Genomic DNA, 13,936 nt, shown 5'->3' on the forward strand with positions numbered 1-13,936 from the left:
GGTCAGAGCCCCGCCGTCTTGAGCGCCGCGGCCTTCTTGATGGCCGAGCGAATCCTGGGATAGGTGCCGCAGCGGCAGAGATTGCCGCCCATGGCGTTGTCGATGTCGGCGTCGCTCGGGTCAGCGACCTCGTCGAGCAGCGCCACCGCGCTCATGATCTGGCCGGCCTGGCAGTAGCCGCATTGCGCGACCTGTTCCTCCAGCCATGCCTGCTGCACCGGATGCAGTCTGCCCGCCGTGCCGATGCCTTCGATGGTGGTGACGGCGCCGCTGACCTGGCCGACCGGAAGCGAGCAGGAACGCACCGGCTGACCGTCGACATGAACCGTGCAGGCGCCGCAGGCGGCAATGCCGCAGCCGAACTTCGGTCCGGTCTTGCCAATGAGATCGCGTAGCGCCCACAGCATCGGCATGTCCGGATCGGCGTCGATATCGAATGACTGTCCGTCGACGGTGAGGCGCATGGGGATACCCTTTGTTGTCGTCCATTGCCCGAAGGCAAAGCACCCTCTTGGGTCGCTTCGTCCCGATACAGATTGACAAATTACGTCATTTTGTCAATAAGGATTTTGCAGGGTAGAATTGCTCCATGAATCAGATCGAAGACATCGCCGCAGCCGACCCCAAACGCGTCCGTATCCTGGATGGGGCGATGAAGGTGTTTTTGGCCTACGGTTTCTCCCGCACCACCATGGACGACATCGCCCGCGCCGCCGACATGTCGCGCCCGGCGCTCTATCTCCTGTTCAAGAACAAGACCGACATTTTCCGCGCCATCGCCATGATGATCCTGTCGCGCTCGGTCGAAGCGGCAAAGGTGGCTCTGGCCGGCGACGGCACTTTCACCGAGCGCATGATGCGAGCCATCGACGAGGCCTTCATCTCGATGATGAGCGCGGTCATTGCCTCGCCGCACGGCGCCGAACTGCTGGACATGAAATCGAGCCTTGCCGATCTGGTCGGCTGCTGGCGCGGCGGGCTTGGCAAACATATTGCCGCCGCGATCGAGGGCGAGGCAGCCAGGAACGGCGTCGATCTGGCGGCCAGGGGCCTGTCGACGCAACTGCTTGCCGACATGCTGCTCGACGGGCTGGAAGGCATGAAGGCGCGGATCAGCGATCCCCAGGGGCAGCGACAGGCAGCCGCCGCCCTGATTAGGGTGATCGACCTCACCCTGAAAGCATGATCGCGGGCCAATCGATGAACATCGATTGGCCGTTTAAGCGCGACGGCGAACCACCTCGGGATTCTTGCGCACAGCGAGGAATTCCTTGACCCGCCGGCCAGGTGCGGGGCCGCGCACCGGTTTGAAACCGTCATCGAGTTCGCCGGACAGATCGAGCGTCGGGTGCTTGCCGACAGCGTCGTAATTCTCTTCTAGCCAGTCGGTCGCGGCGGTGCGGCCAAGATCGCGCAAATAGGTCAGAAACGCCCATTCGGCATTCACTTTCGATGATGCCGACAGGTCCTTGAACGCCTCGTCGGCATCGATGCGGTGCATGCGGATATCGCGGTATTCGCCATGCGGCAGACGGCCGGCGGCGATCAGTTCCTTGACGAAGGCGATCGAACGGAATTCGCGCAGCAGCCCGGCATTGAAGGTGATCTCGTCGATGCGGTTCTGGATCTCGTTGGCGCTCCTCGGCGTTCCCTCACGCACCACCGGATTGATCTGCACCAGAAGCACGTCCTCGGTCGCCGCCGTCTTGAAGAACGGATAAAGCGCCGGATTGCCGCCATAGCCGCCGTCCCAATAGGGCACGCCCTTGATCTCGACGGCGCGGAACAGTTGCGGCAGGCAGGCCGACGCCATCACCGTGTCGAGGTCGATCTCGCCGTCGGAAAAGACGCGCAACTGTCCGGTTTCGACATTGGTCCCCGAGATGAACAGCTCCATCGACTTGCAGGCACGGACATTGGCGAAATCGATCTCCTGCTCGACCACGTCGCGCAGCGGGTTGAGGCCGAGCGGGTTGGCGACATAGGGCGAAAATACCCGTGACATGGTGTCGAAGAAGACATAGCCGGGCGTGTTCTCGATCGACCAGTTGCCCCAGGCGACATCCCACGGCATGCGCTGCACCGGGCTGAACCGGCCCTTAGCCGCCACCGCGCGCCAGAAATCGTCGAGTTTTTGTCTTGCACCCTCAACCCCGCCGCGGACAAAACCGTCGGCCAGCGCCACCGCGTTCATGGCACCGGCGCTGGTGCCGGACACTGCCGATATCTCCAGCCTGCCGTCCTCCAGCAGCCGGTCGAGCACACCCCAGGAAAAGGCGCCGTGCGAGCCGCCGCCCTGAAGTGCGATGTTGATCTTCTTCGTCTCCTCCGCCTTGCCGTTTTTGGTCATGGCGTCGTCCTTGATCTGTCCCGTTTGGTAGATGAGAAAATTTTGGACCTCACGCGGCGGTCCAGCCGCCGTCGACCGAGAGATGCGTGCCGTTGACCTGCGCCGCCGCGTCCGAACACAGGAACACCGCTGCTGCCGCGATCTGCTCGACCGTGACGAATTCCTTGGTCGGCTGCTTGTCCAGCATGACCTCGCGGATGACGGTCTCGCGGTCCATCTCGTGGGCGTTCATCTGGTCGGGAATCTGCGCCTCGACCAGCGGCGTCAGCACATAGCCCGGGCAGATGGCGTTGCAGGTGATCTTGTCACGCGCCAGTTCGAGCGCGACGGTCTTGGTCAGCCCCATGATGCCGTGCTTGGCCGCGACATAGGCCGACTTGAACGGCGACGCGACCAGGCCATGCGCCGAGGCGATGTTGACGATCCGGCCGCCGCCGGCCTTTTTCATCAGCGGAATGGCGGCTGCGATGGTGTGGAACGCCGAAGACAGGTTGATCGCGATAATGGCATCCCATTTTTCGATCGGGAAGTCTTCCACCGGCGCGACATGCTGGATGCCGGCATTGTTGATCAGAATATAGACCGACCCGAACGTTTCTGCCGCCTTAGAGACCAGCGCCCGGCATTCAGCCGGTTTCGACATGTCGGCCTTGATGTAGGCCGTCTTTACGCCGTGCTGTTTGGCGATCGCACCGGCGATGGCGTGGTCGGCTTCCGTGTCGGAGAAGGAGTTGACGACGACGTTGTGACCTTCGGCCGCCAGCGCCTGGGCGATAGCCAGGCCAATGCCCGATGTGGAGCCGGTGATGACAGCGGTTTTTCTGGTGGCCAAGGGCGGAATCCTCTGGTTGCGGCAAAAGCAGTCTATGTTGCAGTGCAGCATATATGCTCAATGCGACGCAATAACAGCGGCCGGACTTGTGCGGTGAGATGAAATTTTCGTCATGAGCGGCCGCAGCCGCTCCCAGGAAGGGCGTAGGCTGGATCGCCCCGTCCTTCCCCGCAAAGCAAAGAGAGCTTCAGGCAACCAGGTCCGGCACCGGCCCGACATAGCGCGACTGCGGCCGGATCATCCGACCGGTCGTCTGCTGCTCGCGCGCATGCGCGATCCAGCCGGCGACACGCCCGGCGGCAAAGACATTGCTGAACGCCTGGCTGGAAAAGCCCGCCGCTTCCAACAGCAGCGCGGTATAGAACTCGACATTGGTCTGCAGCGAGCGCGACGGCTTGGCGACCCGCAGTACCTCGAGCGCCGCTTGTTCCACTGTCTCCGCGAAAGCCAGCCGGCGGCCGGTTTCGCCCTCGCCGCCGAGTTGCCGCACCACCGCTTTCAGCACATCGGCGCGCGGATCGCGCACGCGGTAGATGCGATGCCCAAAGCCCATGATGCGCTCGCCGTGCGCGACCTCGTCGCGCAGCCAGTCGGCCGCATCGCCATGCGCTTGGATTGCATCCAGCATCTCGATGACAGGGCCGGGGGCGCCGCCGTGCAGCGGCCCCTTGAGCGCGCCGAGCCCGGCCAACACGGACGATGTCAGGCCGGCCTGCGTCGACGCGACCACGCGTGTCGCAAAGGTCGATGCATTGAGACCGTGATCGCAGACCGTCACCAGATAGGTGTCGAGCGCTTTTGCCAGCGCCGGTGACGCAGTTGCGCCGCTTAGCATCCGCAACATATCGGCGGCATGATCGGCCCGGCTGTCCGGCGCGATCGGCTCCTCGCCGCGCTGCAGGCGAAGCAGGGCCGGCGTCAGCACCGCTGGCGCCGAAATCAACAGCAAGGCGCCCGTCAGCGTGTCGTCGTCCGGCAGCAGCGCCATGCCGGCGCGCATGGCGCTGTAGACATGGAGCGATGCCAGCAAGGGCAGCGAGGGCGAAAGCCGCTCGAACACGTTAGCACGCGCCTGGCCGAGAGCCCGCGTCAGTTCCGCATCATCGGGAAGGTCATCGAAAAAGCCACCGAGCAGCAGCCGAACCACCTGGGCATAGCTCCAGCGGCCGGCCAGTTCCGGCAGCGAATGACCCCGGATCGTCAGACGGCCGCCCAAGCCATCCACGTCGGAGAGCACAGTTTCCGCCGCCACCACGTCATCGAGCCCATTCGCCATAGCCTGTCTCCTTGAAGCGTTTGCGGATTGGAGATAAGGCTGGGCAACATGTCCATCAATCTTGATCAATAGAATCAATATCAGAGTTCGATATGACCGAGTGGTTGTCCCGGGAAGAAGCACTTGAACGCCTCAAGGTGCGGGCGCAGACGCTGTACGCCTATGTCAGCCGTGGGCGCATCGGCATGCGGCCCGACCGGACCGATCCGCGCCGCAGCCAGTATCGCGCCGACGATATTGCCGCATTGGCCATTCGTCGGGCGCGCGGACGGAGCCCGTCGGCCATCGCCGAAAGCGCCATTGCCTGGGGCGAACCGTCGATCGTCACCTTGATCTCGACCGTCTTGCACGGTCGCCTTGTCTATCGTGGCCAGGACGCCGTCGCGCTTTCGGCGAGTGCCACACTGGAAGAAACAGCCGCCGTGCTCTGGGCTCGGCCTCAACCAGTGGCTTTCCGAGCACCATCGCCGGATGCGCCCCATCAAGCCGGCCGAGCCTCGGCCTTCGCGCAGCTTGCAGTGCTTGCCGGCCAGGGGCGGCCTTCACTCGGGCGCAGCGCCGCCTCGCTGCATGCCGATGCCGCGCACGCGGTCGGCGTTCTGGCCGGTGCCTTGGGCGCATCGGCGGGGTCGGATCCGGTCCATCAACGGTTGGCGCGGGACTGGTCGGTGGACGCAACGGGGGCGGACGCGATCCGCCGCGCTCTTGTCCTGCTCGCGGACCATGAACTGAACGCATCGACGTTCGCCGCCCGTGTCGCTGCCTCGACCGGCGCGCCGCTGGCCGCTTGCCTGCTGGCGGGGCTGGCGACGCTGTCAGGCCCTCGCCATGGCGGCGCCGGCGAAGCGGTGATGCAACTGGCCGAGGATGCGGCAGGGCATGGCGCCGATGCGGCGCTCCGGCGCTGGCTCAGCCACGACCGGCCGCTGCCGGGGTTCGGTCATCCGCTCTATCCCGACGGCGATCCGCGGGCGGAGGCGCTGCTGTCGGTGATCGAGGTTGACGGCACATTATCGTCGCTGTGCGATGCGGCCCGTGGAGCGACCGGCGCGCTTCCCAACATTGACCTTGGCCTGGCCGCGCTGACGCGCAGCCTTGGCTTGCCGCGCGATGCACCGTTCCGCCTGTTCGCGCTCGCACGCAGCGTCGGCTGGGCCGCGCACACGGTCGAACAGATAACAAGCGGAAGCATCATCAGGCCGCGCGGCCGCTATGTGGGAGTGCTGCCGTAGGGCATGACCCCGAAAGGTACCCGTCTTCGGAAAAGATGGACGAGCAGCGATCGAACGTCTCAAGACATCGTGTCGAGCTTGCGCTGCATGGCCGCGATCTGGTCCTTCAGCTCCTGAAGGTCGTCGGGCTTGTCAGGCGTTTCCTTCTTGGCCGCCGGCTCGGGAGTCGGCGCAGCGGCTGGCGCGGAGCCCGCCGGTGGGAATGGCGTGAACAGCCGCATCGCATTCTGGAACATTTCCATGTTGCGGCGCGTCTGTTCCTCCAGCGCCTTGATCGGCGTGGTGATTTTCATCATGTCCAGCGGCGACTTGCCGAGCGCCCCCTTCATCTGCTCGCGAAAGCGTTCCTGCTCCTTGGAGAAGGCGAGCATGGATTGTTCGAGGAAACTCGGCACGATCATCTGCATCTGGTCGCCGTAATAGGCGATCAGCTGGCGCAGGAACGGGATCGGCAGCATGTTCTGCCCGTCCTTGTTCTCCAGCTCGAAGATGATCTGGGTCAGCACCGGATGCGTGATGTCGTCACCGGTCTTGGCGTCCTGGACGGTGAACTCCTCGCCCTTCTTGACCATCTCGGCGAGGTCCTCGAGCGTCACATAGGTGCTGGTGCCGGTGTTGTAGAGGCGGCGATTGGCGTATTTCTTGATGATGATCGGATCGTCTTTAGCGGCCATCTACATCCTCCCGGGGACACCGGCGCGCCTCTGAGTAAGCCGCCGATAACGATTGTGCCTTTTTCGAGGATATGCGCAAAAGCCGCACAATTCCAAGCAGTTTGTGCAGTGCGGGATCACTAAATGCTGCATAGCAGGCAAAATATGCTGCGCAGCAATGGACAAACGGCCGCCATGGCAAGGCGCGACCTGCTTGCCCCGCATGGGCGCCATGCCCATTTCCGGTTTGACTTGGGGTTGGGAAAGGGCAAGAAAAGTCCTCAACGACAGAACAACACCCTTGAAGTCTGGAGAAGAAAATGTCCGCTTCCATCGTCATTGCCAGTGCGGCGCGCACGCCGGTCGGCTCCTTCAACGGCGCCTTCGCCGCCACCCCGGCGCATGAGCTCGGTGCCGTCGTCATCAGGGAATTGCTGTCGCGCGCCGGTGTCGAACCAGGCGAGGTCGATGAGGTCATCCTCGGCCAGGTGCTGACCGCCGCGCAGGGTCAGAACCCGGCCCGCCAGGCATCGATCAACGCCGGCCTGCCCAAGGAAACTACCGCCTGGGGCCTCAATCAGGTTTGCGGCTCAGGCCTGCGCGCCATTGCGCTCGGCATGCAGCAGATCGCCACCGGCGATGCCAAGGTGATCATCGCCGGCGGCCAGGAATCGATGTCGCTTTCGACGCATGCCCAGCACCTGCGCGCCGGCGTCAAGATGGGCGACTTCAAGCTGATCGACACCATGATCAAGGACGGACTGTGGGATGCCTTCAACGGCTATCACATGGGCAACACCGCCGAAAACGTCGCGCGTCAGTTCCAGATCACCCGCGACGACCAGGACCAGTTCGCGCTCGCCTCGCAGAACAAGGCCGAGGCCGCGCAGAAGGCCGGCAAGTTCAAGGACGAGATCGTCGCCGTCACCATCAAGGGCAAAAAGGGCGACACCATCGTCGACCAGGACGAGTACATCCGCCACGGCGCCACGATCGACGCCATGACCAAGCTGAAGCCGGCTTTCGACAAGGACGGCACGGTGACCGCCGCCAACGCCTCCGGCATCAATGACGGCGCCGCGGGTGCTGTGCTTATGAGCGAAGCCGAAGCGGTGAGGCGCGGCATTACCCCGCTGGCGCGCATCGTGTCGTGGGCAACCGCCGGCGTCGATCCGCAGATCATGGGCACCGGCCCGATCCCTGCTTCGCGCAAGGCATTGGAAAAGGCCGGCTGGTCGGTCGGCGATCTCGACCTGATCGAGGCCAACGAAGCCTTCGCAGCGCAGGCCTGCGCCGTCAACAAGGACATGGGCTGGGATCCCTCGATCGTCAACGTCAACGGCGGCGCTATCGCCATCGGCCATCCGATCGGCGCTTCGGGTGCCCGCGTCTTCAACACGCTGGTCTTCGAGATGCGCCGGCGCGGCGCCAAGAAGGGCCTCGCCACGCTCTGCATCGGCGGCGGCATGGGCGTCGCCATGTGCGTGGAGGCAATCTGAGAAAAAGAGTGAATGGTGAATGGCAAATGGTGAATGGCGGGTAGCCGTCCGTCTTCGACCATTCACCATTCACTATTGACCATTCACAAAAAACTCTAGGGAGGAGGAACACATGACCAAGGTAGCAATCGTCACAGGCGGATCGCGCGGTATCGGCGCGGCGATCTCGATCGCATTGAAGACCGTCGGCTATTCGGTTGCCGCGAACTATGCCGGCAATGACGACGCGGCGGCGAAATTCAAAGCCGAGACCGGCATTCCGGTCTATAAATGGTCGGTCGCCGACTATGATGCCTGCGTCGCCGGCATCAGCCAAGTCGAGGCCGATCTCGGCCCGGTCTCGGTGCTGGTCAACAATGCCGGCATCACTCGTGACGCCATGTTCCACAAGATCACGCGCGAACAGTGGAAAGAGGTCATCGACACAAATTTGTCCGGCGTCTTCAACATGACGCATCCGCTATGGAGCGGCATGCGCGACCGCAAGTTCGGCCGCGTCATCACCATCTCCTCGATCAACGGCCAGAAGGGCCAGGCCGGTCAGGTCAACTATTCCGCCGCCAAGGCCGGCGACATCGGTTTTTCCAAGGCACTTGCGCAGGAAGGCGCACGCGCGGGCATCACCGTCAACGTCATCTGCCCCGGCTACATTGCCACCGAAATGGTCAAGGCGATCGACGAGAGGGTGCTCAACGATCGCATCATTCCGCAGATCCCCGTCGGCCGTCTCGGCGAGCCCGAAGAAATCGCGCGCTGCGTCGTTTTCCTCGCATCCGAAGATGCCGGCTTCATCACGGGATCGACCATCACAGCCAATGGCGGCCAGTATTTCGCCTGACGACGCGGCGATGTAGGCGATAGATCGACGGGCCGGCACACCGGTCCGTTTTTCGCTGCCGGCCTGGTCCTTTCGACACGCCCTCGTCGGGTGCTGACCCAATCCGGCACGCAGAAGTTAACAGCGGCTGGCTGCCCTGTGCGAAACCTGTTCCCAAGCCTGTGGATTCTCGGTGGATAAGCTGTTCACAACACAAGATGTTGGGGTGAACAAACCAGGAATATTCTGACATTGCTGATTCGTCGCCGATTCGTTCCGGCTTTGACCGAAACGTTAACGACGGCGGCCTGAATCGCTCGCCGAATTCTTAACGCAAATTAGGAAAGATCAACAATTTCATAATGTTGGGCAAGGCACACAGAGCCATTGGGATCGTTCATCAGCAAAGGTTAATGGCGATGCCCGCCTTGCACTCTCCAAGCATGAAACGGGCCAGTTCGGCGATTCAGCATGTGGTGCGTTCAGCGGTCGCAAAATCCACATGTAGCCGTGAACAAAAGCTGAATCTGCAGGAGTCACTGATTCGTCGCCGATTCGTTCCAGACTCGTTCTATCGGTTAATCCGCACCCAATCCGGAGCTTGACAAGAACGACTTCGAGCCCCCAGCGGAACATTCCGCTTTCGCTTCGCGCCCGAAATCCCTATGTGTCACCTGTCATACGCGCCACTTGAGGCACGCTCCCGACAGCCAGAGGCCAGAAAGCCTTATTTCCAGGTCCCAGAAGCCTTATTCTAGGTCAATGAACATCCAGCCGAAACACACTGAGCCGCTGATCCTGTCGGGCCGCGACGTGACCGCCGTGCTTGGGCCGACCAATACGGGCAAGACCCATCTCGCCATCGAGCGAATGGTGGCGCACGAGAGTGGCATCATCGGCTTGCCGCTCAGGCTGCTGGCGCGCGAGGTCTACACCCGCGTCTGCGAAAAGGTTGGCGCCCACAAGGTGGCGCTGATCACCGGCGAGGAAAAGATCCAGCCGGCGGGCGCGAAATATTCGGTCTGCACGGTCGAGGCCATGCCGCGCGAGACCGACGCCGCCTTCGTCGCCATCGACGAGGTGCAGCTTGCCGGCGACCTCGAGCGCGGTCACATCTTCACCGACCGCATCCTGCATCTGCGCGGCCGCCAGGAAACGCTGCTGCTCGGTGCCGCCACCATGCACGGCATCCTCCAGCGCTTGCTGAGAGGCGTCTCGGTGGTGACGCGGCCCAGGCTGTCGCATCTTGCCTATGCCGGCTCCAAGAAGCTGACCCGCCTGCCGCGGCGCACGGCGATCGTCGCCTTCTCCGCCGACGAAGTCTACGCCATCGCCGAACTGATCCGCCGCCAGCAAGGCGGCGCCGCCGTCGTGCTCGGCGCACTCTCACCGCGCACCCGCAACGCCCAGGTGGCGCTGTTCCAGTCGGGCGATGTCGACTATCTCATTGCCACCGACGCCATCGGCATGGGCCTCAACCTCGACCTCGACCATGTCGCCTTCGCCCAGAACCGCAAATTCGATGGTTATCAGTATCGCAACCTGACGGCGGCAGAGCTTGGCCAGATCGCCGGCCGCGCCGGCCGGCATCTGCGCGACGGCACCTTTGGCGTCACCGGCCAGGTCGACCCGTTGGACGAGGAACTGGTCAAGAAGATCGAAGGCCATGATTTCGATCCCGTGAAGGTACTGCAATGGCGAACCGCGCGTTTCGACTTCGCCAGCCTTGATGCGCTGAAGCGCTCGATCGAAACCAATGCCCCGGTCGAAGGGCTGACGCGTGCGCTGCCTGCGGTCGACGCGCAGGCGCTTGAATATCTGTCGCGCGATGAAGACATCCGCGCTCTTGCCAGCAATGCCAAACGCGTCGCGCTGCTGTGGGAGGCCTGCGCGCTGCCCGATTACCGCAGGATCGCGCCGGCCCAGCATGCAGACCTCGTTGCTTCGATCTACACGGACCTTGCACGGCATGGCCATGTCGACGAGAATTACATGGCCGAGCAGGTGCGTCGCGCCGACACCACCGAGGGCGACATCGACACGTTGTCGCATCGCATTGCCCAGATCCGCACCTGGACATTCGTGTCGAACCGGCCCGGTTGGCTGGCCGATCAGGCACACTGGCAGGAAAAGACGCGCGAAATCGAAGACAGATTGTCGGATGCGCTGCATGAGCGGTTGACGAAACGCTTCGTAGACCGCAGGACTTCCGTCCTCATGCGGCGCCTTAGAGAAAATACCATGCCTGAAGCCGAAATAAGCCCAACCGGAACCGTCCTTGTCGAAGGCCATCATGTCGGCGAGTTGCAAGGGTTCCGTTTCACAGCCGACCAGACGGTCGGCGGTGAAGACGCCAAGGCCGTGCGCACGGCCGCCCAGAAGGCGCTGGCCGCCGAGTTCGAGGCGCGCGCTGAACGCTTCGGCGCTTCAGCCAATGGCGACATCGCGCTTGGCTCGGACGGCACGCTGCGCTGGATCGGCGCGCCGATCGGCACGCTGGTTTCCGGCGAAGACGCGCTGAAGCCGCGCCTGGTGTTGCTGGCCGACGAACAGCTGACTGGCCCGGCACGCGACAAGGTCGCCGCGCGGGCCGAGCGTTTCGTCAATTTCCAGATCGAATCGCTGCTGAAGCCGCTGGTCGACCTGAAGAACGCCGACCAGATTTCCGGCATCGGCCGTGGCATCGCCTTCCAGCTGGTCGAGAATTTCGGTCTCATCAACCGCCGCGACATCGCCGAGGAGATGAAGTCGCTCGACCAGGAAGGCCGCGCCGCCCTTCGCCGGCTTGGCGTGCGCTTCGGCGCCTACCATGTCTTCGTGCCGGCGCTGATCAAGCCGGCGCCTGCCGGGCTGGTAACGCTTCTGTGGGCGCTGAAGAACGACGGCAAGGACAAGCCCGGCTTTGGCGACGTGGTTCACGCGCTCGCTTCCGGCCGCACCTCGGTGGTCATCGATCCGACTTTCGACAAGACCTTCTACAAGCTCGCCGGCTACCGCAATCTCGGCCGCCGCGCCGTGCGCATCGACATTCTGGAACGGCTGGCCGACCTGATCCGCCCGGCGACCAACTGGAAGCCCGGCCTCGGCCAGCGCCCTGACGGCGCCTATGACGGCCAGTCCTTCATGGTGACGCCGCCGATGATGTCGATCCTCGGCGCCACCGCGGACGACATGGAAGAAATCCTGAAAGGCTTGGGCTACCGCGCCGAGCCGAAGCCGCCGGCTGAAGTGAAGGCGCGGCTCGAAGCACAGGACAATGCCGCGCGCGAAGCTGCCGCTGCCAAGCTGGCGGCGGAAGAGGCGGCACGTGCCGAACAGGCCAAGGCGGCGGAAGCCGCGGCAACCGACGCGGCCGCGGAGGCAGCGGTCGAAGGTTCGGAGCCGGCATCGGACGCAGTGGCCGTTTCGGAAACGCCAACCGAAAGTCCTGCCGAAATCATCGCGGACGCCGCGGCAGAACCTGCTGTGCCCGGTGTGGCAGAACAGGCGGACACTCCGGTCGAAACCGCGCAGGACGAAGCGCCGGTCGCCGAGATTGTTGCAGAGGCCGCCAAACCTGCGCCGGTTGAACCGCAGGCAGCGGCTGAAGCTGCCGAGATTGAAGCCGCACCGGCCGAGCTGACGCCAGATGCCGCGCCCGCAACGGACGCCGCGCCGAACGAACCTGCAGCGGCGGCTGAAGCAGCCGCCAGCAGCGAACCCGCCCCGGAAGCCGAAGCGCCAAAACCCATCCTGTTGTGGCGTCAGGGTCGTTTCGAACAGCGCCCGCGCAACCGCGACGACAACCGCAGGAATAATCGCCCACGGAACGGACAAGCGCGCGGCCGAAGCGATGCGCCTGCGGATGCCGCCGGCGCACCGGCCGCGGCTGCTCCCGGAGAACGTCCGACCCATGAGGGTCGACGCGACGGTGCCGGCAAGCCGCGCTTCGACCGCTCGAAGTTCAAGCCCAAGCCGCAGGCCGAGGGCGAACAGCGGCGTGACGGCCGCCCGCAGGGCGAGCGTCCCGACCGCCGTGAAGGCCGGCCCGACTGGAAGGGCGGCAGGCCGGATGGCAAGGGTGGTGCGCAAGGCGGCAAGCCGGCTTTCCAGCCGAAGCCGCGCGAGGAGCGCCCGGTGCGCTTCGATCCGGACTCGCCCTTTGCCAAGCTCGCCGCTTTGCGCGACCAGCTGAAGAAGTAGAACTGGCTCGCTTCGATGGTCGTCGAGGGCCGACAGCGCATCGACAAATGGCTGTTCTTCTCGCGCGCCGTGAAATCACGCTCGCTGGCGGCGAAACTGGTGGTCGCCGGCCGCGTGCGCATCAATCGCGACAAAGCAGCGCAGGCCTCCGATCTGATCAAGCCCGGCGACGTCCTGACCATCACGCTCGAGCGGCGCATCTTCGTCTGGAAAGTGCTCGGCGCCGGAGTGCGGCGTGGCCCGGCCGAGGAGGCACGCACGCTCTACGAGGATATCTCGCCGCCGCCAGCGCCGAAGGGCGAAGCCCCCGCCGATGCGCTTCCGGCGCTGCGCGAGGCCGGCAGCGGCCGCCCGACCAAGAAGGAACGCCGCCAGACCGACCGCTTGCTCGGCGAAGACTGACGCCTGTCGCGCCTAAAACGCGTGGCTGTTTTAGGACAACGACACGCCTGAGGCAAAACTGAACCCGGCAAACAAGACGCTCTGCGGGACACGACTGACTTCCGCCGGGCCTGCCGTCTGGAATTCCATTCCGGAAACACCGGCACCGCCCGCAATGGCTGCCCTTGCAAGCGGCCGATAAAGGCGTTACCTGACGGAAAAAGCCCAACAAAATGGGACGTCCCGGAGCCGACCGATGACCTATGTCGTGACCGACAATTGCATCAAATGCAAATACATGGACTGCATCGAGGTCTGTCCGGTCGACTGTTTCTACGAAGGCGAGAACATGCTCGTCATCCATCCCGACGAGTGCATCGACTGCGGCGTCTGCGAGCCGGAATGCCCGGCCGATGCGATCAAGCCCGACACCGAGCCCGGCCTCGACAAATGGCTGCAGATTAACACCGAATACGCCGATAAATGGCCCAACATCACCGCCAAGAAGGAGCCTCCGGCAGACGCCAAATCTTTCGACGGCGAGGCCGGCAAGTTCGAGAAATACTTCTCGGCCGAGCCCGGCGAAGGCGATTGACAACACGGCCGCAAAGGCCGGTATTACATGGGGTAGGAGGCACGTCACATTAACCGCCTTGACAGGCGGCGCCGGCCTGTGGCCTTCGCTTATGCAGCAAAACCTTGATTCTTCCGACT

General features: G+C 63.8%; 12 protein-coding genes. 7 read left to right on the top strand and 5 right to left on the bottom strand.

Going from position 1 to position 13,936, the window contains the following annotated elements; all coding sequences use genetic code 11:
* Window positions 1-2: 2 nt before the first annotated feature.
* Window positions 3-464 carry a (2Fe-2S)-binding protein gene (locus NKI73_RS21135; protein WP_352632833.1) on the bottom strand — a complete coding sequence of 154 codons (462 nt, stop codon included), beginning with the start codon at window positions 462-464 and terminating at the stop codon, window positions 3-5.
* A gap of 125 nt (window positions 465-589) precedes the next feature.
* Between NKI73_RS21135 and NKI73_RS21140 the strand changes: the two genes are divergently transcribed.
* Window positions 590-1,186 carry a helix-turn-helix domain-containing protein gene (locus NKI73_RS21140; RefSeq protein ID WP_352632834.1) on the top strand — a complete coding sequence of 199 codons (597 nt, stop codon included), beginning with the start codon at window positions 590-592 and terminating at the stop codon, window positions 1,184-1,186.
* A gap of 33 nt (window positions 1,187-1,219) precedes the next feature.
* Here the strand turns inward: NKI73_RS21140 and NKI73_RS21145 are convergent, their stop codons facing one another.
* The 3 genes from NKI73_RS21145 to NKI73_RS21155 form a co-directional block, all read right to left on the bottom strand.
* Window positions 1,220-2,350, bottom strand: a complete 1,131-nt coding sequence (locus NKI73_RS21145; protein ID WP_352632835.1) for a patatin-like phospholipase family protein — start codon at window positions 2,348-2,350, stop codon at window positions 1,220-1,222.
* Between the two features lie 49 nt (window positions 2,351-2,399).
* On the bottom strand, window positions 2,400-3,191 hold the full coding sequence (locus NKI73_RS21150) for a 3-hydroxybutyrate dehydrogenase (protein ID WP_352632858.1): 792 nt from the start codon (window positions 3,189-3,191) through the stop codon (window positions 2,400-2,402).
* Window positions 3,192-3,369: 178 nt separating this feature from the next.
* Window positions 3,370-4,458: a citrate synthase/methylcitrate synthase gene (locus NKI73_RS21155; RefSeq protein ID WP_352632836.1), complete on the bottom strand. Its 1,089-nt coding sequence runs from the start codon at window positions 4,456-4,458 to the stop codon at window positions 3,370-3,372.
* 92 nt (window positions 4,459-4,550) lie between these two features.
* Between NKI73_RS21155 and NKI73_RS21160 the strand changes: the two genes are divergently transcribed.
* Window positions 4,551-5,690, top strand: coding sequence for a citrate/2-methylcitrate synthase (locus NKI73_RS21160; protein WP_352632837.1), 1,140 nt, complete (start codon window positions 4,551-4,553; stop codon window positions 5,688-5,690).
* 59 nt (window positions 5,691-5,749) lie between these two features.
* On the opposite strand, the gene phaR is transcribed toward NKI73_RS21160, so the two are convergent.
* Window positions 5,750-6,364 (bottom strand): polyhydroxyalkanoate synthesis repressor PhaR, encoded by a 615-nt coding sequence (gene phaR / locus NKI73_RS21165; RefSeq protein WP_352632838.1) that lies wholly within the window; start codon window positions 6,362-6,364, stop codon window positions 5,750-5,752.
* 299 nt (window positions 6,365-6,663) lie between these two features.
* Here phaR and NKI73_RS21170 point away from each other — a divergent pair, with 299 nt between their 5' ends.
* The 5 genes from NKI73_RS21170 (at window position 6,664) to fdxA (ending at window position 13,817) form a co-directional block, all read left to right on the top strand.
* The gene (locus NKI73_RS21170) at window positions 6,664-7,842 is read left to right on the top strand and encodes an acetyl-CoA C-acetyltransferase (RefSeq protein ID WP_352632839.1); all 1,179 of its coding nucleotides are present in this window, start codon (window positions 6,664-6,666) and stop codon (window positions 7,840-7,842) included.
* 112 nt (window positions 7,843-7,954) lie between these two features.
* Complete coding sequence (gene phbB, locus NKI73_RS21175) at window positions 7,955-8,680, top strand: acetoacetyl-CoA reductase (RefSeq protein ID WP_352632840.1); 726 nt, start codon at window positions 7,955-7,957, stop codon at window positions 8,678-8,680.
* Between the two features lie 741 nt (window positions 8,681-9,421).
* Window positions 9,422-12,841, top strand: a complete 3,420-nt coding sequence (locus NKI73_RS21180; protein ID WP_352632841.1) for a helicase-related protein — start codon at window positions 9,422-9,424, stop codon at window positions 12,839-12,841.
* Between the two features lie 15 nt (window positions 12,842-12,856).
* Window positions 12,857-13,243, top strand: a complete 387-nt coding sequence (locus tag NKI73_RS21185) for an RNA-binding S4 domain-containing protein (protein ID WP_352632842.1) — start codon at window positions 12,857-12,859, stop codon at window positions 13,241-13,243.
* 235 nt (window positions 13,244-13,478) lie between these two features.
* Window positions 13,479-13,817: a ferredoxin FdxA gene (fdxA, locus tag NKI73_RS21190; RefSeq protein WP_095487362.1), complete on the top strand. Its 339-nt coding sequence runs from the start codon at window positions 13,479-13,481 to the stop codon at window positions 13,815-13,817.
* The last annotated feature ends 119 nt before the right edge of the window (window positions 13,818-13,936 follow it).

It is taken from the genome of Mesorhizobium sp. M0496, from assembly GCF_040321205.1.
In the GTDB taxonomy this organism is placed as follows: Bacteria; Pseudomonadota; Alphaproteobacteria; order Rhizobiales; family Rhizobiaceae; genus Mesorhizobium.

Excerpts from the sequence above, each read along its gene's own strand:
- NKI73_RS21160 (WP_352632837.1), top strand. The coding sequence starts at position 4,551 with ATGACCGAGTGGTTGTCCCGGGAAGAAGCACTTGAACGCCTCAAGGTG.
- NKI73_RS21145 (WP_352632835.1), bottom strand. The coding sequence starts at position 2,350 with ATGACCAAAAACGGCAAGGCGGAGGAGACGAAGAAGATCAACATCGCA.
- phbB (WP_352632840.1), top strand. The coding sequence starts at position 7,955 with ATGACCAAGGTAGCAATCGTCACAGGCGGATCGCGCGGTATCGGCGCG.
- NKI73_RS21180 (WP_352632841.1), top strand. The coding sequence starts at position 9,422 with ATGAACATCCAGCCGAAACACACTGAGCCGCTGATCCTGTCGGGCCGC.
- NKI73_RS21170 (WP_352632839.1), top strand. The coding sequence starts at position 6,664 with ATGTCCGCTTCCATCGTCATTGCCAGTGCGGCGCGCACGCCGGTCGGC.
- fdxA (WP_095487362.1), top strand. The coding sequence starts at position 13,479 with ATGACCTATGTCGTGACCGACAATTGCATCAAATGCAAATACATGGAC.
- phaR (WP_352632838.1), bottom strand. The coding sequence starts at position 6,364 with ATGGCCGCTAAAGACGATCCGATCATCATCAAGAAATACGCCAATCGC.
- NKI73_RS21140 (WP_352632834.1), top strand. The coding sequence starts at position 590 with ATGAATCAGATCGAAGACATCGCCGCAGCCGACCCCAAACGCGTCCGT.
- NKI73_RS21135 (WP_352632833.1), bottom strand. The coding sequence starts at position 464 with ATGCGCCTCACCGTCGACGGACAGTCATTCGATATCGACGCCGATCCG.
- NKI73_RS21155 (WP_352632836.1), bottom strand. The coding sequence starts at position 4,458 with ATGGCGAATGGGCTCGATGACGTGGTGGCGGCGGAAACTGTGCTCTCC.
- NKI73_RS21185 (WP_352632842.1), top strand. The coding sequence starts at position 12,857 with ATGGTCGTCGAGGGCCGACAGCGCATCGACAAATGGCTGTTCTTCTCG.